This window comes from Micromonospora sp. M71_S20, assembly GCF_003664255.1.
GTDB lineage: Bacteria > Actinomycetota > Actinomycetes > Mycobacteriales > Micromonosporaceae > Micromonospora.
In genome coordinates this window covers 4,549,863-4,570,579 of sequence record NZ_RCCV01000001.1, presented here as the reverse complement: position 1 = coordinate 4,570,579, position 20,717 = coordinate 4,549,863, and the positions used below count along the sequence as shown (strand labels likewise).

Here is a 20,717-nt window from a genome sequence, read left to right as displayed (position 1 = left end):
CGAGGAGTCCCCACCGGACGGAGGCGGGGCGGTGAGGATCGGGATCCTGTCGTACCACTTCCCGCCCGAGCCCGCGTTCATCCCGGGCAGTCTGGCCGAGGAGCTCGCCGTCCGGGGGCACGAGGTGAAGGTGCTGACCGGCTTCCCCGACTATCCCGGCGGCCACGTCTACCCGGGCTGGCGGCAGCGCTGGCGGCACGAGACCCGCAGCGAGCGGCTGACCGTCCGGCGGGTCCCGCGCTACTCCGCCGGCGAAGGCTCGCTCCGCGGCCGGATGGCCGGTCAGCTGTCGTTCGCCGGCAGCGCGGCGGTCACCGGGCGGTCGTTCCTGGCCGACGTCGACGCCCTCTACGTCCACCTGCCGCCGGCGAACGCCTTCGCGGCGGCGGGCCTGCTCCGCCTGCTGGGCCGGGTGCCGACCGTCGTGCACGTGCAGGACGTCTGGGCGGAGGACGAGCCGGTCGGGGCCGAGAACGGGCGGTGGGCCGGCAGGATCGCCGCCGCGATGGCGCGTGTCTACCGGGCCGCCGACGGGATCGCGGTCGCCGCGCCGTCGCTGCGCGACCGGGTCGTCGCGGCGGGAGCAGACCCGGCCCGGGTGTGGGTGGTGCTCAACTGGACCGACGAGCGGATCTTCCATCCGGCCCGGCCCAGCCGTGCGGCCCACCGGCTGGTCCGGCGCGACGAGCGCTGCGTGGTGATGCACGCCGGCACCATCGGCGTCCGACAGGGCCTGGAGACCGCGGTACGGGCGGCGGCGGCACTGGACCACACGGTGGACCTCGTCCTGGTGGGCTCGGGCGCGGACGAGCGGCGGGTGCGGGGGCTCGCCGCCGACCTGCGCGTCGAGAACGTGCGCTTCGTCGAGCGGCGCTCTCCGCCGGACATGCCGGAGCTGTACGCCGCCGCCGACTACCAGCTCGTCATGCTGCGGGACCTGCCCGAGTTGCGCAGCACCCTGCCGGCGAAGCTCCAGGCGGCGTTCTCCTGCGCCGCGCCCGTGGTGGCCTCCGCCGGCGGCGACACCGCCGAGTTGGTGGAGCGGGCCCGGGCGGGGCTCTCCTGCCCGCCGGGGGACTGGGCGAGCCTGGCCGACCGGTTCTGGCTGGCCGCCACCATCCCGCCACCCGCCCGGGCCGACATGGGTCGGCGTGGCCGGGAGGCGTACCTGCGGGAGATGTCGATGTCGGCGGGCGTGGACCGGATCGAACGCCTGCTGTACGAGGCGGCTGCCGGGCGCCCCGGCGCCCGGTGAACGGTGAGCGGGGCTCGCATACCGGTCAAGTGCGTCATCTCCGGGTGAAAACGATCGTTAGCAGTGGGGGACGGCAGCGGAACGGGGTCCGCTGCTCCGTTCCCCAGGAAGGACGTGTGGTGTGACGGAGAGCGCGAGACCGCGTCGACGGCGTGGTCGTTCCCGCCGGCGGCGGCAACTGCGCCGGGCCCTGCTCGCCGCCCTCGTGGTGGGTTCGCTGCTGCTGCTGACCGGGGGCTGGGTGGGCTTCCGGGGCTGGCAGGCCCGCGCCCACCTGCTCAACGCCGCCGGCCTGGCCCGGGAGCTCAGCGCCCAGGTGGTCGGGGGTGACACCGCCAGGGCGCAGCGCACCCTCGCGGCGCTCCAGCAGCAGTCCGGCAGCGCCCGGGCGGCGACCGGTGACCCCGGCTGGTGGCTCGGTCGGCACACCCCGTACGCGGGGGACAACCTGGCGGCCATCCGGCAGATCTCGGTGGCCATCGACGACCTGGCCCGGCAGGCGTTTCCGCCGCTGCTGCGCGCCGACCTGACCAGCCTGGTGCCGGCGGGCGGGCGGCTGGACGTGGGTCGACTGCGGACCCTGTCGTCCGAGCTGGCCAGGGTCAACGCCACGGTGCAGGGCGCCCGGGACAGCCTCGCGACGGTGCCCACCGACGGCCTGGTCGCCCAGGTCCGCCAGGCGCTCGGCGACCTGCGGGGAGAGATCGACCGGCTGGCCGGCCTGACCGCCGCCGCGGACCAGGCCACCCGACTGCTTCCGCCGCTGCTGGGCGCCGACGGCCCCCGCACCTACCTCGTGGTCTCCCAGAATCCCGCCGAGCTGCGCGCGACCGGCGGCATGATCGGCGCGTACGCCGTCATCCACGCGGCCGACGGCCGGGTCCGGATGGGTCGGCAGGGCAGCAGCAGCACGCTGGGCCGCTTCCAGCCGCCGCTGAAGGTGCCCGCCGAGGTGCGCAGCCTCTGGGCCGACCTGCCCGGGATCTACCCGGCCGACGTCAACCTCACCCCGCACTTCCCGACCGCCGCCGCCCTCTACCGGGAGATGTTCCGGCGGCGTACGGGCACCACCGTGGACGGCGTGCTCGCCGTCGACCCGGTGGTGCTGTCGTACCTGCTCAAGGCCACCGGCCCGGTCATGGTGCCCGGCGGTGTCCCGCTGGCCGCCGAGAAGGTCGTGCAGACGATGCTCAGCGACAGCTACCAGCGGATGGACAACGAGAAACAGGACGCCTTCTTCGCCGCCTCCGCCGCCGCCGTGTTCGACGCCCTGGTTACGAAGAAAGTAGACCCGAAGGCGTTATTGTCCTCATTTGACCGTGCTGTCACCGAACGCCGGATATTGTTCTGGAGTGCCCGACACGAAGAGCAACGGAAGATCGGCGACAGCCGGATGGCCGGGGCGCTTCCGGAGAAGGACACCGTGCCGACGGTCGGCGTGTTCCTCAACGACGGCAGCGGCGCGAAGCTCGGCTACTACCTCCGGCCGTCGGCGACCCTGGCGGTCGGCGACTGTCGACCCGACGGCCGCCGGGAGCTCCGGCTCCGGGTCACCCTGCGTTCGTCGGCGCCGAAGTCGGGTCTCAGCGAGTCGGTTCTCGGCCTCGGTCTGGCCGGTGACCCGTACACCGTCCGCACGTTGGTGTCGGTGCACAGCCCGGCCGGCGGGGCGGTGCTCGCCGCCCGTCTGGACGGCGTCGAGACGGCGGTGGGCAGCGGCACCGAACGGCGCCGCCAGGTGAGCACCGCCAACGTCGAGGTCGGCCCGGGGGACTCCCGCACGTTGGAGGTCACCGTCCTGACGGCGACCACCGGCGTCGGCACCGCCGAGCTGTGGCTGACCCCCACCGCCACCCCATGGACCACCCAAGTTGTTTCCGCACCAAGCTGTGATCAGTAGGAGGGAACCAATCATGCGGCTATCCCGCATCATCATGGCGCTCACGGTCGGTATGGCCGTGCTGGCCGCGCCGACCGCAGCGGGGGCGGCCCAGCCGCAGCCGGCGCCCGGCACCGGAACGCCACAGCCACCGGTCTACCCGCCGGGCGGCACCCCGACGCTCGCGGTGAGCCCGCCGACCGTCGTGGTCGGACAGACCGTCACCCTGATCGGCAGTGGCTGGGGGCCGGGCGAGACGGTGATCATCACCGTCAGCACGTCGCCGCTCGCCGCCGCCGTGCCGGGCGCCGACCAGGCGCGCCGCAGCAACGGCGAGATGGTCGCCATGGCGCCGGTCTCGTTCCAGCGGGCGCCCCAGCCGAGCCCCAGGACCCTGACGGTCGTTGCGGACGCTCTCGGCAACTTCCGCACCACCTACACGCCGCGTCACCACGGCACGTACACCTTCCGGGCCGAAGGCCAGACCTTCGACCGAGTGGCGACCGCGACGCTGACCGTGCTCAAGAAGCACGCGCCGCCGCTACCCGTCACGGGCGACAGCCTGAGCACCCCGATGAAGTTCGGCGGCGGCCTCGTCGGCGCCGGCGCGGTGCTCCTGCTGCTGTCGCTGGTCTGGCGCAAGCGCCACCGCTTCGGCATGGGAGCCGCGCGCTGACGGTGAAACTCCCTCCGGGCAGGGCCCGGACACCGCGAAACGGCTGGCGCCCGTCGGAGACCTCCGACGGGCGCCAGCTCGTCCCGTGCCGCTTCGCCCCGCCCCACCCCGCCGGCCCGTCCGATTTGCCGCGCCCTGCCCGGCGAGGTCGGCCGGCCGTCCGGGCACCCTCGGCCGGAAGGCGGGGACATGGCACCATGACCGTGTCCTCCGCCGCCGGGTGGTCGGGGACACGACATCGATGGAGTCGGGATGACAGGACTGGCCGACGCGCCGGTGCCGGGGCTGGCGCCACTGTGGACGCACGACCCGGTGACCGCCGGCCCCTACCGGCTGGTCGGCCGGCTGGGCGCGGGCGGCCAGGGGGTGGTCTACCTCGGCGAGGACGACCAGGGCCACCGGGTGGCGGTCAAGATGATCAACATCGACCTGAGTGACCTGCGGGCGCGGTCGCAGTTCATGAAGGAGATCGCCGCGGCGCGCCGCGTCGTGCCGTTCTGCACCGCGCAGGTGCTCTTCGCCGAGGTCGACGGCGAACGACCCTACGTGGTCAGCGAGTTCATCGAGGGCCCGACCCTCTACCGGCACGTCCGCGAGCAGGGCCCGGTCGCCGGCAACGCGCTGCACCGGCTCGCCGTCGGTACGGCCACCGCGCTCGCCGCGATCCACCGCTCCGACATCGTGCACTGCGACCTGAAGCCCGACAACGTGGTGCTCGGCCGGGACGGCCCCCGGGTGATCGACTTCGGCATCGCCCGCGCTCTGGGCGTCACCGAGACGGTGACCAGCCGGGTGATGGGGACCACCGCGTACATGGCCCCGGAGCGGTTCCGCAACGACTCGGTCGGGCCACCCTGCGACGTCTTCGCCTGGGCCGCCACCATCGCCTTCGCCGCCGGGGGCCGGCCACCGTTCGGCAACGACTCGCTCTTCGCGGTGATGCACCGGGTGCTCAACGAGCCGCCCGACCTGCCCGCGCTGCCACCGGGCCTCGACGAGCTGATCCGGCAGTGCCTGGCCAAGGAGCCGGCGGAGCGGCCGGAGGCCGAGCAGGTGCTGATGCGGCTGCTCGGGCAGAACGTCCGGGACGCGGGCCCGCTGCGCCGGGACACCGTGCTCCAACTGGGCAACGAGACCGCCGGCGCGGCGACGCCGAACCAGCCGCTGCCGTTGCCCCGTACCGCGTCGGATCCGCCGCCGGCCCGGCCGGAACCGACGGCGCCGACCCGAGTCGGTACGGCACCGGCGGCCCGGCCGGAACCGGTGCGACAGCAGCAGAGCCCGTCCACGGCTTCCGCGCCCGCCGACCAGGCGGAAGGCGGTTGGGGGCGGCGGCTCCGCCGGGAGTCGACCGACGCCTGGGGCATCTCGACCGCGATCTTCCTCGGCTCGGTCGGCGCCGCGGCCGGCTACGTCGCGTCGAGCACGGTGGACGCGGCCGCGGCCGCCGGGGCGACCACCTTCGTCGTGGTCTACGCGGTGCGGCTGCTGGTCGCGACGGCCCTCGGCGACCGCTCCGACCGCCACTGACCGAGGGTGCGCAGGTGGGCGGGGGTGGGCGTCCCGGCCGCCGGGTCGGGCACCGCCGGTGGCGCCGCACCGATAGGTTGACTGCCACCAGTTGACCGCCGAGGAGGACATCGCCATGGCCCCAGCCCCGTCGCGTGCACGACAGTGGTTGCCGTACACCGCGGCCGTCACCGCCGGGCTGCTGGTCATCGGCGGGGCGTTCGTGCTCGTGCGGCAGCAGGACGCGGGCAGCGACCGGTCCCGGGCCGACTGCGCCGTCCGCCTGGACGTCAACTCCTCGACCGAGAAGGCGGCGCTGCTGGTCGAGCTGGCCGCGCGGTACAACGACAGCGACCGGACGCTCGAGGGCGGCGGCTGCGCCCAGGTGCACGTCAGCGCCCTGAACTCGGGTAAGGCCACCGAGGCGCTCGCCGCCGGCTGGAGGGGCACCAACCTGCCGGAGCCGCAGGTCTGGTTGCCGACGTCGAGCCTGTGGACCGGCCAGCTGCGGCTGCTCGACGAGGCCGCCGGGCGGCCGTTGCAGACGCCGGACCGGTACCCGCCGATCGCCAACAGCCCGCTGGTCATCGCGATGCCGCAGCCGAAGGGCGAGCTGGTACGCGGGCGCGGGCCGCTGGGCTGGGGGGAGATCCTCGGCCTCTCCGGGCGGCAGGGCTGGGCGGGCTTCGGCAGGCCGGAGTGGGGCCGCTTCACCTTCGGCAAGGACAACCCGAACCTCTCCACCTCAGGGCTGGCGGCGACCATCGCCACCTACTACGCCGCCGCGAACCGCTCCAGCGACCTGACCAAGTCGGACCTGTCGGACCCGAAGGTGACCCGGTTCGTCCGGCAGATCGAGGCCAACGTGTCGCACTACAGCGACGACTCGGTGGAGCTGCTCCGCGACCTCGCCGAGGCCGACCTGACCGGTACGGGCGCCGGCACGGGCGACATGAGCGCCATCGTCATGCAGGAGGAGCTGGTCCACCTCTACAACGAGGGCGGGCTGAGCCCGCGGCAGGAGGGCCAGGAGCGGGGCCCCCGGCCGAAGGTCCCGCTGGTGGCCGTACACCCGAAGGAGGGCACCTTCAACCTGGACCACCCGTTCGTGGTGCTCCCCTCCGCCGACGAACGGCAGCGCGCGGCGGCGGACGACTTCCTGAAGTTCCTGACCGCGGAACCCCAGCAGAAGAGCTTCGCCCGCCTCGGTTTCCGGGACCACGAACGCCAGGCCTCGGCGGAGCTGCTCGCCAGCGTCGGTACCGAGCCCGACGGCGGGCTGTCCTACTTCGATCCGCCGAACCCGGAGGTGGTCGAGGCGATGCTCAGCGGCTGGAGCACGCTGCGCAAGAAGGCCAACATCCTGATCGCGCTGGACACCTCCGGGTCGATGGAGAAACGGGTCGGGAACAGCACCCGCTTCCAGGTCGCCTCGGCGGCGGCAAAGAAGGGGCTCGCGCTGCTCAACTCCGAGGACCGGGTCGGGCTCTGGTCGTTCTCCTCCGAGACGCCGAAGCGGCCCGAAGGCCCGTACCGGGAGGAGGTCCGGCTCGGCGACTTCGACCAGAAGCGGATCAACGACCGGATCGCCGGCCTGCACGTCGCGGGCGACACCGCCCTCTACGCGACGGTCCGGGCCGCCCACCGGCAGCTGCTCGACCGGTACGACCCGAACCGGATCAACGCCGTCGTCGTGCTGACCGACGGCAAGAACGAGTACGCCCGGGACAACGACCTGAACCGGCTGCTCGCCGACGTGGCCCTGGACCCGCGGCGTCCGGTCAAGGTCTTCTGCATCGCCTTCGACAAGGACTCGCAGTTCGACACGCTCGACCGGATCGCCAAGGCGTCGTCGGGCAAGGCGTTCGACGCCACCGACCCCGCCATGATCGACGAGGCGTTCGTGAAGCTGGTCAGCAGCTTCTGAGCCGCCGGACCCCGTCGACGGCGGGCCGGCCGCCCGGTCAGATCAGGCCGTGGGCCAGCATCGCCTCCGCCACCCGGCGGAACCCGTCGATGTTCGCCCCGGCCACGTAGTCGCCGGGCAGCCCGTACTCCTCGGCGGTGCTCCAGCAGCGGTCGTGGATGTTCCGCATGATCCCGCGCAGCCGCTGCTCCGACTCGGCGAACGTCCACGAGTCCCGGCTGGCGTTCTGCTGCATCTCCAGCGCGCTCACCGCCACCCCGCCGGCGTTGGCCGCCTTGCCCGGCGCGAAGCGCACCCCCGCCCGGCCGAGGATGCGGACCGCCTCCGGCGTGGTGGGCATGTTCGCGCCCTCCACGACCGCGACGCAGCCGCCGGCCACGAGCGCCGCGGCCTCCGCGCCGCCGATCTCGTTCTGCGTGGCGCACGGCAGCGCCAGCTCGCAGGGCACCTCCCAGACGGTACGGCCGGAGACCGCCACCGCGTGCGGCACGTGCCGGGCGTAGTCGTCGAGGCGGGCCCGGCGCTGTTCCTTCAGCTCCCGCAGCAGTTCCAGGTCGATGCCCTTGTCGTCCAGGACGTAGCCGGACGAGTCGGAGCAGGCGACCACCTTCCCGCCGAGCTGGTGCACCTTCTCGATCGCGTAGATCGCCACGTTGCCGGACCCGGAGACCACGACCCGCTTGCCGTCCAGGCTGTCCCCGACCTGCCTGAGCATCTCGTCGGCGAAGAAGACCGCCCCGTAGCCGGTCGCCTCCCGGCGCACCTGCGCGCCCCCGTACGCCAGGCCCTTGCCGGTGAGCACCCCGGACTCGTACCGGTTGGTGATCCGCTTGTACTGGCCGAACAGGTAGCCGATCTCCCGGCCACCCACGCCGATGTCCCCGGCCGGCACGTCGGTCTCCGCGCCGATGTGCCGGTACAGCTCGGTCATGAAGCTCTGGCAGAACCGCATCACTTCCCGGTCCGAGCGCCCCTTCGGTTCGAAGTCCGCGCCGCCCTTGCCGCCACCGATCGACAGCCCGGTCAACGCGTTCTTGAAGATCTGCTCGAAGCCGAGGAACTTCACGATCCCGAGGTAGACCGACGGGTGGAACCGCAGCCCGCCCTTGTACGGGCCGAGGGCGCTGTTGAACTCCACCCGAAAGCCCCGGTTGACCTGGATCCGGCCGCGGTCGTCCTCCCACGGGACCCGGAAGATGACCTGCCGCTCCGGTTCGCAGATCCGCTCGATGATCCGCGCCTCGGCGTACTCGGGGTGTCGGGCCAGCGCCGGGCCGATGCTCTCCAGCACCTCGCGTACCGCTTGGTGGAATTCCGGCTCGCCCGGATTGCGGGCGACCACGCTGGTGAACACCGTCTCCACGGTCTCCGGCATACGACACGTCCCTTCGCTTGCGCTGGTAGTCCCTGTTGCTACCACCCGGACCCGGTTACCCGCCAACCGTCCCGCGATACGGACCGTGACCTCCGTCCGGTTGACTGGTTCCGTGGACGAGTAGATCTGGGACGCGGTCCGGGCCTCGCGCGGCTGGTCGGACGCCGCCAACGGCACCGGGCAGACCGAAATGACCTGCCGGATCCTCAAACTGACCGAGGAGGCGGGGGAGGCGGCGAGCGCCTGGATCGGTCTGCTCGGTCAGAACCCGCGCAAGGGTGTCACCCACAGCCGCGAGGACGTGGCGGCGGAACTGGCGGACGTCGCGTACACCGCGCTGGTCGCCATCGAGAGCCTCGGGTTGGACTCCCGTCTCGTGCTCGACGCGTGCGCCAGGAAGGCCCGCGCCCGCGTCGGACCGCCTCCCGCCTGAACCGCCGCGCTCCGGGCTGGGCCGCCGTGCTCCCGCCTGGGCCACCGCGCTCCCCGCCTGGCCGCCTCCTACCTGGGCCGCCGTGGTCCCGGCTGGGCCGCCGTGCTTCCGGCGCGGCGGCCCAGCCGGCGCCTGCCGCGACGTCACAGGCCGTGGCGACGGTCGCCCACCACCTGCTCGCAGAGGGCCGCCTCCGACCTCCCGGAGAGCGGGTCGCGGTGGGCGGCGACGGCCCGTCGGGTCTCCTCGGCGACCAGATCGGCGTTGATCTGGGCCGCCGCGAACACTCCGGCCGCCGCGGCGGCACCGACCTGGGCCGCCGGATCGGTGACGTTGCCGGCGACCCACACCCCGGGCACGTCGGTGCGGCCCGTCGCGTCGGAGGGGACGTGCTCGCCGATCCCCGCCGGGTGTTCCGCCGGGCGCAGCCCGAGCGCCGAGAGGAAACCGGCGCGCGCCATCATCCGCGACGAGACGGCCAGCGCCTCGCGGCGCACGAGCGTGCCGTCGCCCAGCCGTACGCCCACGAGGCGGTCGTCGACGATCTCCAGGGCGGCCACCTCGCCGTCCACCACGGCGATGCCGCGGGCCGCCAGCTGCTCCGCCTGCTCGTCGGTGAGCGGCGGCATGGTGTGGCCGAAGTACGTGACGTCGGCGCTCAACTGCCGGAACAGCAACGCCTGGTGCACCGACAGCGGACCGCTGGCCAGCACACCGATGGCCCGGTCGCGGACCTCCCAGCCGTGGCAGTACGGGCAGTGCAGGACGTCCCTGCCCCACCGCTCCCGCAGGCCCGGGACGTCCGGCAGCTCGTCCACCAGCCCGGTGGCCACCAGCAGCCGGCGCGCACGGACCGTCCGACCGTCGGCCAGCGTCACCGTGAAGCCGCCGTCGTCGCGAGCCACGGCGCCGACCTCGCCGGTGACCACCCGGCCGCCGTAGCCTCGGACCTCCACGCGGCCGCGGTCCAGCAGCTCGGCCGGCCGCATCCCCTCGCGGGCCAGCAGCCCGTGCACGCCCTCGGCCGGGGCGTTGCGCGGAGCGCCCGCGTCGAGCACCACCACCGACCGCCGCACCCGCGCCAACGTCAGCGCCCCGCTCAACCCCGCGGCGCCACCCCCGATCACCACCACGTCGTAGCTGCCGTCCAACCGATCGGTCACGTGACCACCTCCCGCGACCACGATGCGACCGCAGCCGCCGTGGTGGCAAACATTGTTGCCATAGTGGCAAGATGGCGGCATGGACGACGACCTGGACCAGGCGCTCGGCGCGGTCGGGCCCCGGCTGCGCACGCTGCGCCGGCAGCGGGAAACCACCCTGGCCGACCTGTCGGCGGCGACCGGCATCTCGGTGAGCACGCTCTCCCGGCTGGAGTCCGGCGCCCGCCGGCCCACCCTCGAACTGCTCCTCCCGCTGGCCAGGGCGCACGGCGTCACGCTCGACGAACTCGTCGACGCCCCGTCCACCGGCGACCCGCGCATCCACCTGCGCCCGGTCACCCGCCACGGGATGACCATGCTGCCCCTGACCCGCCGGCCCGGCGGCATCCAGGCGTACAAGCTGGTGATCCCGGGCGGCGGTCGCAGGGCGGAGCCCGACCCGCAGACCCACGAGGGCTACGAGTGGCTCTACGTCCTCAACGGGCGGCTGCGGGTCGTCCTCGGCGACCAGGACCTCGTGCTCACGCCGGGAGAGGCGGCGGAGTTCGACACCCGTGTACCGCACTGGTTCGGGTCGGCCGACACCGAGCCGGTCGAGTTCCTCAGCCTCTTCGGCAGGCAGGGCGAACGCGCCCACCTACGCGCCCGCCCGAGGACCCAACCCCCACCCCCACCCCCACCCCCACCCCCCGCTCCCAACTGACCCACCCCACCCCTCCCACCCCACCCGCCCCCGGTTCCTACCTCCGGTGATCATGAGGTTGGCGGCACTGGTGGAGATCGACATCGCCGCTAACCTCATGATCGACGCGGGTGAGCGGGTGAGCGGGTGAGCGGGGGAGGATTGGGGGATGGGTGATGGGCGGGTGTGGGGCGAGCAGTCGGGTGTCGTCGTACTGCCCAGCGGGGTGGAGGTGCGGGGGCGGCGGATCGCGGACGCGGCGTCGCCCGCCGACTTCGCCCTGCTGCTGGCGCCCGGGCCGGCGCCCGCCTGGCCGCACCGGCGGATCCGATGGCCCGACTTCTGGGTTCCGGTCGACCGGGCGGACGCGGTCGACGCGCTGACCGAGGCGCTGCGCCGCGCCCACGGCGGCGAGCGGGTGGAGGTGACCTGCCGGGGCGGCACCGGGCGTACGGGCACCGCGCTGGCGGCGCTGGCGATCCTCGACGGGCTGCCGCCCGAGCGGGCCGTGGACTGGGTGCGCGCCACCTACCGCCCGCGGGCCGTGGAGACGCCCTGGCAGCGTCGCTGGCTGCGCCGCCTCACCTGACGCACCATCCGCGAGGTCGTCGCCACCGCCGACCACGTGGCCGCCAAGTCCCCGTGTCGGGACGCTGACCGCCCGGCGGGCAACCCGGGGCACCGCCCCCGGTAGGCAGCCGGGGTGTGACCCGGGTGACCGAGGGCGACGCGTATCCGGGGGGTCGGACGTGACCGAGCCGGTGACCCGGCCCGGTGCGGCGTCCGGAGGGTCGGCTCCGTCCGGCCGGTGGGCTCAGCGGCCCACGTACTCGCGGAGGTGACGGGCGGTCAGCGTGTCGCCGTGGGCGACGAGATCGGCCGGCGTGCCGGTGAAGACGATCCGGCCGCCGTCGTGCCCCGCCCCCGGCCCGAGGTCGATGAGCCAGTCGGCGTGCGCCATGACCGCCTGATGGTGCTCGATCACGACGACGGTGTTGCCGGCGTCGACCAGCCGGTCCAGCAGGGCGAGCAGCTGGTCCACGTCGGCCAGGTGCAGGCCGGTGGTCGGCTCGTCCAGCACGTACGTGCTCCCGCTGTCGGCCATGCGGATGGCCAGCTTGAGTCGCTGCCGCTCGCCGCCGGAGAGGGTGTTGAGCGGCTGGCCCAGCGTGAGGTAGCCGAGCCCGACGTCGACCAGCCGGTCGAGGATCGCCCGGGCGGCGCCGCCGGGGAAGAAGTCCCGGGCCTCCGTGGCCGGCATCGTGAGCACCTCGCTGATGTTCTTCCCGCGCAGTCGGTAGGTGAGCACCTCGTCGGTGAAGCGCCGCCCCTCGCACCCCTCGCAGACCGAGGCGACGCCGGCCATCATCGCCAGGTCGGTGTAGACCAGGCCGATGCCCTTGCAGGTCTGGCAGGCGCCCTCGGAGTTGGCGCTGAACAACGCGGCCTTGACCCCGTTGGCCTTGGCGAAGGCGGTGCGGATCGGGTCCAGCAGGCCGGTGTAGGTGGCCGGGTTGCTGCGCCGGGAACCCCGGATCGGCGACTGGTCGACGACCACCACGCCGTCGCGGCGGTGCAGCGAGCCGTGGATCAGTGAGCTCTTGCCGGAGCCGGCCACCCCGGTCACCACGGTCAGTACCCCGAGCGGGATGTCGACGCTGACGTCCCGCAGGTTGTGCAGGTCGGCGTCGCGGATCGACAGCTGGCCGGTCGGCCGGCGTACGTCCTCGCGCAGGCGTACGCGGTGGTCGAGGTGCCGGCCGGTGAGGGTGTCGGAGCGGCGCAGCCCGGCGACGTCACCGGTGAAGCAGATCCTGCCGCCGGCCGTGCCGGCCCCGGGCCCGAGGTCGACCACGTGGTCGGCGATGGCGATCGTCTCGGGCTTGTGCTCGACGACCAGCACCGTGTTGCCCTTGTCGCGCAGGCGCAGCAGCAGGTCGTTCATCCGGGCGATGTCGTGCGGGTGCAGGCCGACCGTCGGTTCGTCGAAGACGTACGTGACGTCGGAGAGGCTGGAACCGAGGTGCCGGACCATCTTCACCCGCTGCGCCTCGCCGCCGGAGAGGGTGGCGGACTCGCGGTCCAGGCTGAGGTAGCCGAGGCCGATCTCGACCAGCGAGTCGAGCAGGTCGCGCAGGTTGCCGATCAGCGGGGCGACCGACGGGTCGTCGACGGCGCGGACGAACGCGGCCAGGTCGCTGATCTGCATCGCCGAGCACTCGGCGATGTTGCGCCCGGCGATCCGGGCGGACAGGGCCGCCTGGTTGAGCCGGGCGCCGCCGCAGTCGGCGCAGGTGGTGAAGGTGACCGCCCGGTCGACGAACGCGCGGATGTGCGCCTGCATCGACTCGCGGTCCTTGGCCAGGTAGAGCCGGCGCACCTTGACCACCAGGCCCTCGTACGTCCAGTTGTTGCTGCCCACCTTGATCTTCGTGGACGGCTTGTGGAGGAAGTCCTCCCACTGCTGCGGCGTGTAGTCCTGGAGCTTGGTGTCGGGGTCGAACAGCCCGGAGTTGACGATGGTCTGCCAGTACCACGAGTCGACGGCGAAGTTGGGTACCTTGATCGCGCCGTCGTTGAGCGAGCGCTCGCGGTCGACCAGTTCGTCGACGTCGAGGTCGGAGACCCGCCCGAGGCCCTCGCAGGTCGGGCACATGCCCTCGGCGAGGTTGAAGCTGAACGCGCCGGCCCCGCCCACGTGCGGGGTGCCGAGGCGGCTGAAGACGATGCGCAGCATCGCGTACGCGTCGGTGGCGGTGCCGACGGTGGAGCGCGAGTTCGCGCCCATCCGCTCCTGGTCGACGACGATGGCCGCGCTCAGGTTGCGCAGCGAGTCGACGTCGGGGCGGCTCAGGTTCGGCATGAACGACTGGAGGAAGGCGCTGTAGGTCTCGTTGATCAGGCGCTGCGACTCGGCGGCGATGGTCCCGAAGACCAGGGAGGACTTGCCGGAGCCGGAGACCCCGGTGAAGACGGTCAGCCGGCGCTTGGGGATGTCGACCGAGACGGAGGCGAGGTTGTTCTCCCGGGCTCCGCGTACCTCGATCATGTCGTGACTGTCGGCGGCGGACCGTGCTGGCTGCTGCATGCGAACCCTTCGCGAGATCGTGGGCGGAGTCCCGCCCGAGGTACATCTACGGGGGCCAGGCCGCCTTCAATCGTCTCATTCAACCGCCCGTGGAGGGTTTCACATCGGTGAGCGGCAACAGCCGCCCGAAGCAGGGTGGAAAGTCTCAAACCACGTGGAGACAGATAGGGTGGCCCGGTGGCGGATGCGGGACGACGGGCCGGACGGTGGCGGGGGGCGGAGGTCGCGGCGACGGCCGGCATCTCCGTCCAGCAGGTGCGCAACTACGTCGACCTCGGCGTGCTGCCGCCGGTCGAGCGCACCCCCGCCGGCTACCGCGTCTTCACCGACGACCACGTGCGGGCGCTGGCGGTGCTCCGGCGGATGGCCGAGGGGCACGGCTGGGCGCGTACCCGGGAGGTCATGGCCGCGGTGCACCGGGGCGACCTGGCGGCGGCGCTGGCGGCGCTCGACGCCGGCCACGCCGAGCTGGACCGGGAGCGGGCCGACATCCGGCGGGTGCTCGGCGCGTTCGAGACCGTGGTGACCAGCCCGGCGGCCGTCCTGCCGGCGCCCCGGCGCGGGGCCCGCATCGGCGAGGTCGCCGACCTGGTCGGCGTCCGGACCTCGCAGCTACGGCTGTGGGAGCAGCGCGGCCTGCTCCGGCCGGTCCGCGAGCGCGGCACCGGCTACCGGGTGTACGACGCGGCCGAGCTGCGCGCCGCGCAGGTCGTCGCGCTGCTGCGCCGGGGCGCGTACCCGTTCGACATCGTCGCGGCCGTGCTCGGCGAGATGCGCACCACCGGCAGCGCCCAGCGGGTCCACGCGGAGCTGGCCAAGCGGGAGCAGGAGCTGCACCGGCGCAGCCTGCGACGACTGCGCGCCTCGGCGGCGCTCTACGACTACCTGCGGCACCGCGACCCGGCCCTGCCCGGGTGACTCAGCGCAGCACCAGCAGATCGAGATGGTCGACGACCGGGCCGCTCGCCGCGCCGGCCGCGGCCCGCAGCCGGGCCAGGCCGTCGGCGTACGCCTCGTCGGTGATCGACTGGAGCGGCGTGTGGGCACGGCGGTCGAGGCGCTCGGCGAACTCGGCCAGCGACGCCGCCGTGGTCTGCGCGACGGGCTCGACGGTGCTGACGGTGAACCCGGCCGTGGCGAACGCCGCGCGCACCCGGGCCAGGTCCGGATAGGTCTCGAGGACCCGTACCGCCTCCGGGAACCAGCGGAACAGCGTGATCCGCTGGTGGCGGCCGGGAAACGGCGAGCGGATCAGCACGGGGGCACCCGGGCGGAGCACCCGGCGCAGCTCCCGCGCCGCCGCGTCGAGGTCGGGGATGTGGTGCACCATCGTGGACAGCCACGCGGCGTCCGCCACGGAGTCGCGCAGCGGCAGGGCGACCGCGTCGCCGGCGAGCAGCGGCCGGTGGCTGGCGCGGGAGCGCATCGCCGCGGCGGGCTCCACCCCCACGACCCGGGCGCCGAACCACTCGGTGAAGGCGGCGGCCCAGGCGCCGGTGCCGGCTCCGAGGTCGAGCACCGTGGTGCCGGTACGCGGCCGCAGGTGTTGCTGCACCGCGTGCCGCCACCGGTCCAGGCCGCTGCGCGGCAGTTCCCGGGTCGCGGCGAAGGCCGCCGAGTCGGTGTCGTCGTAGGAGATCAGAGCCACGGCCATCACCTCGCCACCGTCGCCGGGAGGTCCGGGCGATCGTTCCCCGGTTCTAGTCGGTGAGCGACGCCGGAGGCAACGGCTTGTGAGCCAACCGACGCGCTGCGTCCCGGCCCGTGGGAGCCCTACCGTCGACGCGGACCGGTGGAGGCCGGGCCAGCGCCCCGCCCCGTCGGGGTCAGAGCGCCACCGCTGCCAGCACCAGCAGGGCGCAGGCCGTCTCGACCAGGCCCACCCGCGTCGGCGCGACCCGGCGCCCGGCGAGCAGCACCGCCCGGGCGAGCAGCCCCGCGAAGACCACGGCGACCGGCGCCGGCGCCCAGAGCGCCGCGGCGACCGCGACGGCGGCGTGGTACGTCCACGACACCCACCGGTACCGGACGCTGTCCCGCTCGCGGATCATCGTCTTGACGTGCAGGACGGTGCCGACCAGGTAGCCCAGTGCCACGACCGTCACCCCGGCCACGCTGGTCCACGGCACCTCGGCGACCGTGGCGACGCCGAGGCCGAGCAGGCCGCACTGCGCCACGAAGGCGAGGTCGTTGACGAACGCCCGGTCCCGGCGCCAGCGCGCGTAGGCGGCGTTGACGGCGGCGAGGGCCGCGAAGAGCGGGGCGTAGGCGAGCGTCGCGGGCCGGGCCACCAGCACCGGCGTGCCGAGCGCGACCGTGGCGAGGCCGTACCCGACGAGGTGCGGTCGTACCCGGCGGATCCGCCCGGTCTTGACCGCCTGCAACCCGAAGTACGACAGCGGGTATCCGGCGAGCGCGGCCCCGAGCAGGGGCAGGTGCAGCGGGTGCGGGCCGGTGACGGTCAGCGCCGTCAGGAAGGGCAGCAGCAGCATCGCCCACGCGCCGTGCTGCGGCGGCACCCACCCCGGCGACCGGCCCCGGCTCGGAGCGTGGCCCGGGGCGCCCGCCGTGGGCCGTCCGGCCGGGTCGACGACCGGGCGGTGACGACGGGCCGGGACGGTGCTCACGGCCGCGGCGCCACGGTGAGCAGGACGGCGGCGTCCGTGACGGCGTGCAGCGCGTGCCGCCGCGGCGGGATGACCACGAGGTCGCCGGCGTCGCCCGCCCAGGACTCGTCCCCGGCCACCAGGCGCACCTGCCCCACGAGCACCTGCAGCGTCGCCTCGCCGGGGCTGTCGTGCTCGTCGAGGGACCGGCCGCCGCGCAGGGCGAGCAGGGTCTGCCGCAGCCGGCGGTCCCGGCCCGGGCGCAGGGAACGGGCGCTGCGTCCGCTGTCGGCCTCCCGCGCGGCGGCGAGCTGCTCGTCGGCGAGGCGGGTCAGCGAGAGGGCTTCCATGGTCGTCCCTTCGTCGGTGTCGTGCGGCCCGCGGGGCGGGGACGCCGGTACGGCGCCGCCCGGCACGCAAACCGGAAGATCGTTTACCGCTTTCATTCTCCAGCTTCCGTCCCGGCCGGGTCCCGCGGCAGGGCCGATAATCCCGGAACCGGAGTGGTCCGCGCCGCCGGACGTGGTCGGACGGGGGGTGAGCCGGCCACGCCTCCGGCACGCCTGGGAGCCTGGGCCTGGAGAACCCGGCCCGCGCCCCGAACTCCGCCGACTAGGGTGCGGGGCATGAAGGTTCGGCTGCTGGCGGCCACGGCGACCGCCGTCCTCCTCGGCACCGGCGCTCCCGTCCCCGCGGCGGCCGGCCCGGCCGGTCCCACCGCCCTCGTGACATCCGCGCCCGGCGTCATCGCGTCCGCGACTCCCGCGCCCGGTGTCGTGGCGTCCCCGCCCGGCGCGGTGCCGCCCGCGCCCGGTGCCGGCTCCGCGCCCGGTGTCGTCGCGTCCGTGCCCTGCCCGAAGGCGCCCGCGCCCAGGGTGTCCCGGCCGCCCCGTCCGTCGCCGCCGCCGACGGTGCCGCAGGAGCGGGCCGTGGGCGGCCCGGCGCTCGACACCGCCGGTCTGGTCGTCCCGGCGGGGGCCGCCCGCCCGCCGGCGGTCACCGCGACCTCGTGGCTGGTCGCCGACCTGGACACCGGCCAGGTGCTGGGCGGCTGCGGCCCGCACGAGTACGGCACCCCGGCCAGCGTGCAGAAGCTGCTGCTGGCGGCCACCATGCTGCCCCGACTCGACCCGCAGCAGGTCGTCACCGTCACCGACGGGGACATGGACATCGAACCCGGCTCCTCGGCCGTCGGGCTGGTCGCCGGCGGACGGTACCGGATCGAGACCGTCTGGCTCGGACTGCTGCTCCAGTCCGGCAACGAGGCGGCCAACGTGCTGGCCCGCCTCGGCGGCGGGCCGGACGGGATGGCCGGCGGCGTGCGGGCGATGAACGAGGAGGCGCACCGCCTCGGCGCCCTCCAGACCCACGCGGTGACCCCCTCCGGCCTCGACGGACGAGGCCAGTTCACCAGCGCGTACGACCTGGCGCTGGTCGCCCGGGCCTGCTTCGCCGACCCGACGTTCCGCCGGTACGCGCTGACCGAGACGCACCGCATCCCCGCCCAGCCGGCGCAGCGGACCAAGAGTTTCGAGATCCAGAACGAGAACCAGCTCATCTACCGCTACCCGGGCGCGCTCGGCGGCAAGACCGGCTTCACCGACCTGGCCCGGCACACGTACGTCGGGGCGGCCCAGCGCAACGGGCGGCGGCTGGTGGTCACCTTGCTCGGTGCCGAGCCGCAGCCCGCGCGGGGCTGGGAGCAGGGCGCCGCCCTGCTCGACTGGGGCTTCTCGCTGCCCCGGGACGCCGCCGTCGGCCGGCTGGTCGAGCCGGGGGAGCTGACCGCCTCGGCGGCCCCCTCGCCGCCCGTGCTCGCCGCCACCGGCGACCCGCGCCCGGCCGCGGCCAGCGGCCCGCTCGAGGACGGGCTGGTCGCCCGGTGGCCGGTGGCCGCGCTCGTGGCGGCGGCGGTCGGGCTGCTGGGAACGGCGCTGCTCTGGCGCCGCCGGGCGGCCCGGCGTCGGTGAGGGAGGACCCTTCCCTGACCTCGGTGGAGGCGGGACGGATCGACAAGCGACGACGGGATCCATAGACTCCGGTCTTTCCGGCGCCACGAGCCCAGGAGGATCCCCGTGTCGAGCGAACCCCGACCGCACCCCGTCCCGCCGTCGATCGAGGCGCGCCGCCGGCCGGCCCGTACGCTGTCCCGCCTCGCCGGGGTGGCCCTGGTCGCGGGCGCGCTCGTCACCGGTGGCGGCGCCGCCGCGGTCGCCGCGCCCGCCGGAGCCCCGGCCGACGCCTCCGCCGGTGCCCGGATCACGCCCGGCCCATGCGCCTACACGGAGACGCCCGAGGACCCCGCCGCCAGGCCGGTCCCGCTGCCGCCCGACCCGAGGCGCACCCCCGACCGGGGGACGGTGCGGGTCACGCTGCGCACCAACCAGGGGCCGATCGGGCTGACCCTCGACCGGGAGGCCGCCCCCTGCACCGTGCAGAGCTTCCTGCACCTGGTGCGCCACCGCTTCTACGACCGGACCTCCTGCCACCGGCTCACCGCGTACCCGACGCTGCGGGTGCTCCAGTGCGGTGACCCGTCCGGGACCGGCTCCGGCGGTCCCGGCTACCGCTACGCCGACGAGCTGCCCACCGACCTGCCGCCGGCGCCGACCGACCCGACCGGGGTGCGCCGGCTCTACGCCCGGGGCACCCTCGCCATGGCCAACGCGGGCCCCGACACCAACGGCAGCCAGTTCTTCCTGGTCCAGGGCGATTCCGCGCTGCGCCCCAACTACACCGTCTTCGGCTCGATCGACGCCGCCGGCCTGGCCACCCTGGACCGGATCGCCGCCGGCGGCATCGCCCCCACCGTCGAGGATCCCGCGCCGGTCGACGGCGCGCCCGCCCTGCCGGTGGACATCCGGCGCGCGGTCCGGCACCACCACCAGCACCGCTGAGCCCGAAGCCGGTGATCCCGCCGTCCGTGGCGTCGCCCCGGAACCCCGGGGCGGCCCCGGGCGACCGGGGGAGTGGCGTGGCGGGCCGGAACCTCGGGCCGGTCGGGCGGTGAGGCCGGCGACCACGCGGGCGGCGGCCGACCGGAAGTTCCGGAACGCTACCGGGAGCGCGGCCGAGGGGCGGCGGGCGGCACGACGGCCGTCACGGCCGGCGCGGCGGGGCCGTGCTGTCCCGGACGACCAGGTTGGTGGCGAGTTCCACCCGGGGGGAGTCGATGGCCTCGCCCTGCGCCAGCCGCAGCACGGTGCGGGCGGCCAGGCGACCCATCTCCACCAGCGGCTGCCGGACGGTGGTCAGCGGCGGTGAGGCCCAGCGGGCCTCCGGCAGGTCGTCGAAGCCCACGACGCTGACGTCGTCGGGGATCCGCAACCCCCGGCGGCGTACGGCCTCGTAGACGCCGAAGGCCATCTGGTCGCTGGCCGCGAAGATCGCCGTCGGCGGGTCGTCGAGGTCGAGCAGCGCCGTCCCGGCGGCGAAGCCCGAGGCGTGGTAGAAGTCGCCGGGGTGCACCAGCCGGTCCTCCACCGGCACCCCGGCCGCCTCCAGCCCGGCCCGGTGGCCGTCCAGACGCGCCCGACTGCACAGCAGGTGCGTCGGCCCGGCGACGAAGCCGATCCGCCGGTGCCCGAGCGACAGCAGGTGCTCGGTCGCGGCGAGCCCGCCGGCCCAGTTGGTGGCCCCGACGGTGGGCACGTCGGTGGCGGGCACGCCGGCCGGGTCGACCACGACCACGGGCACGTTGAGGCGGCGCAGCTGCGCGTGCAGCGGCGGGCTCAGGTGCGAGGTCACGAAGATGACGCCGTCGGTGGCGCGGGCCCGCAGGTTCTGCAACCACTGCCGGGCGGCGGTCGACTGGCGGTGGATCGCGGAGACCACCGTGCCGACGCCCGCGCCGTGCCCGACGTCCTCGACCCCCCGGATGATCTCCACCGCCCAGGGGCTGTCCAGGTCGTTGAAGACCAGGTCGACCAGGCCGACGTGGCTCACCGTGCGGCTGCCGCGGCGTTGGTAGCCGTGGTGGCGCAGCAGCTCCTCCACCCGCTCGCGGGTGCCGGGAGCCACGTCCGAGCGCCCGTTGAGCACCCGTGACACGGTCGGCACCGAGACCCCGGCCTCCCGCGCGATAGCGGTGATGGTGATCCTGCGCCCGTCGTCGCCGTCCACCC

General features: G+C 74.4%; 18 protein-coding genes. 11 read left to right on the top strand and 7 right to left on the bottom strand.

Annotation, left to right across the window (positions count from 1 at the left end; genetic code table 11):
- Positions 1–31 precede the first annotated feature (31 nt).
- From DER29_RS19585 to DER29_RS19565, 5 genes are all read left to right on the top strand, one after another.
- Entirely contained in the window at positions 32–1,255 is a 1,224-nt protein-coding gene (locus tag DER29_RS19585; protein ID WP_121398643.1) for a glycosyltransferase family 4 protein, read from the top strand.
- Positions 1,256–1,376: 121 nt separating this feature from the next.
- Positions 1,377–3,155, top strand: a complete 1,779-nt coding sequence (locus tag DER29_RS19580) for a DUF4012 domain-containing protein (RefSeq protein WP_121398642.1) — start codon at positions 1,377–1,379, stop codon at positions 3,153–3,155.
- 13 nt (positions 3,156–3,168) lie between these two features.
- Positions 3,169–3,810 (top strand): hypothetical protein, encoded by a 642-nt coding sequence (locus tag DER29_RS19575; protein WP_121398641.1) that lies wholly within the window; start codon positions 3,169–3,171, stop codon positions 3,808–3,810.
- Between the two features lie 252 nt (positions 3,811–4,062).
- Complete coding sequence (locus tag DER29_RS19570; protein WP_121398640.1) at positions 4,063–5,340, top strand: serine/threonine-protein kinase; 1,278 nt, start codon at positions 4,063–4,065, stop codon at positions 5,338–5,340.
- 91 nt (positions 5,341–5,431) lie between these two features.
- Positions 5,432–7,246: a substrate-binding and VWA domain-containing protein gene (locus DER29_RS19565; protein ID WP_233599948.1), complete on the top strand. Its 1,815-nt coding sequence runs from the start codon at positions 5,432–5,434 to the stop codon at positions 7,244–7,246.
- A 37-nt stretch (positions 7,247–7,283) separates the two neighbouring features.
- Here the strand turns inward: DER29_RS19565 and gdhA are convergent, their stop codons facing one another.
- The gene (gene gdhA, locus DER29_RS19560; protein ID WP_121398639.1) at positions 7,284–8,621 is read right to left on the bottom strand and encodes an NADP-specific glutamate dehydrogenase; all 1,338 of its coding nucleotides are present in this window, start codon (positions 8,619–8,621) and stop codon (positions 7,284–7,286) included.
- Between the two features lie 190 nt (positions 8,622–8,811).
- Between gdhA and DER29_RS19555 the strand changes: the two genes are divergently transcribed.
- Positions 8,812–9,054 (top strand): MazG-like family protein, encoded by a 243-nt coding sequence (locus DER29_RS19555; protein ID WP_121398638.1) that lies wholly within the window; start codon positions 8,812–8,814, stop codon positions 9,052–9,054.
- Between the two features lie 143 nt (positions 9,055–9,197).
- Here DER29_RS19555 and DER29_RS19550 read toward each other — a convergent pair whose 3' ends face one another.
- Positions 9,198–10,217: an NAD(P)/FAD-dependent oxidoreductase gene (locus DER29_RS19550; protein ID WP_121398637.1), complete on the bottom strand. Its 1,020-nt coding sequence runs from the start codon at positions 10,215–10,217 to the stop codon at positions 9,198–9,200.
- 79 nt (positions 10,218–10,296) lie between these two features.
- Here DER29_RS19550 and DER29_RS19545 point away from each other — a divergent pair, with 79 nt between their 5' ends.
- Both DER29_RS19545 and DER29_RS19540 read left to right on the top strand, forming a co-directional pair.
- A complete protein-coding gene (locus DER29_RS19545) occupies positions 10,297–10,920 on the top strand; it encodes a helix-turn-helix domain-containing protein (RefSeq protein ID WP_121398636.1) in 624 nt (207 codons plus the stop codon).
- A 148-nt stretch (positions 10,921–11,068) separates the two neighbouring features.
- Positions 11,069–11,488 carry a protein-tyrosine phosphatase family protein gene (locus DER29_RS19540; RefSeq protein ID WP_121398635.1) on the top strand — a complete coding sequence of 140 codons (420 nt, stop codon included), beginning with the start codon at positions 11,069–11,071 and terminating at the stop codon, positions 11,486–11,488.
- Positions 11,489–11,713: 225 nt separating this feature from the next.
- Here DER29_RS19540 and DER29_RS19535 read toward each other — a convergent pair whose 3' ends face one another.
- Positions 11,714–13,987, bottom strand: a complete 2,274-nt coding sequence (locus DER29_RS19535; RefSeq protein ID WP_121398634.1) for an excinuclease ABC subunit UvrA — start codon at positions 13,985–13,987, stop codon at positions 11,714–11,716.
- Between the two features lie 177 nt (positions 13,988–14,164).
- Here DER29_RS19535 and DER29_RS19530 point away from each other — a divergent pair, with 177 nt between their 5' ends.
- Entirely contained in the window at positions 14,165–14,905 is a 741-nt protein-coding gene (locus tag DER29_RS19530; RefSeq protein ID WP_121398633.1) for a MerR family transcriptional regulator, read from the top strand.
- A 1-nt stretch (position 14,906) separates the two neighbouring features.
- Here the strand turns inward: DER29_RS19530 and DER29_RS19525 are convergent, their stop codons facing one another.
- From DER29_RS19525 to DER29_RS19515, 3 genes are all read right to left on the bottom strand, one after another.
- Positions 14,907–15,635, bottom strand: a complete 729-nt coding sequence (locus DER29_RS19525) for a class I SAM-dependent methyltransferase (RefSeq protein ID WP_121399348.1) — start codon at positions 15,633–15,635, stop codon at positions 14,907–14,909.
- Between the two features lie 178 nt (positions 15,636–15,813).
- On the bottom strand, positions 15,814–16,506 hold the full coding sequence (locus tag DER29_RS19520; RefSeq protein WP_233599946.1) for a YwiC-like family protein: 693 nt from the start codon (positions 16,504–16,506) through the stop codon (positions 15,814–15,816).
- A gap of 104 nt (positions 16,507–16,610) precedes the next feature.
- Positions 16,611–16,943, bottom strand: coding sequence for a cupin domain-containing protein (locus DER29_RS19515; protein ID WP_121399346.1), 333 nt, complete (start codon positions 16,941–16,943; stop codon positions 16,611–16,613).
- Positions 16,944–17,219: 276 nt separating this feature from the next.
- Here DER29_RS19515 and DER29_RS19510 point away from each other — a divergent pair, with 276 nt between their 5' ends.
- Both DER29_RS19510 and DER29_RS19505 read left to right on the top strand, forming a co-directional pair.
- Entirely contained in the window at positions 17,220–18,563 is a 1,344-nt protein-coding gene (locus tag DER29_RS19510; protein ID WP_233599944.1) for a D-alanyl-D-alanine carboxypeptidase family protein, read from the top strand.
- 105 nt (positions 18,564–18,668) lie between these two features.
- On the top strand, positions 18,669–19,490 hold the full coding sequence (locus DER29_RS19505; protein ID WP_370040176.1) for a peptidylprolyl isomerase: 822 nt from the start codon (positions 18,669–18,671) through the stop codon (positions 19,488–19,490).
- A 202-nt stretch (positions 19,491–19,692) separates the two neighbouring features.
- On the opposite strand, the gene DER29_RS19500 is transcribed toward DER29_RS19505, so the two are convergent.
- A complete protein-coding gene (locus DER29_RS19500; RefSeq protein WP_121398632.1) occupies positions 19,693–20,715 on the bottom strand; it encodes a LacI family DNA-binding transcriptional regulator in 1,023 nt (340 codons plus the stop codon).
- Positions 20,716–20,717 lie beyond the last annotated feature (2 nt).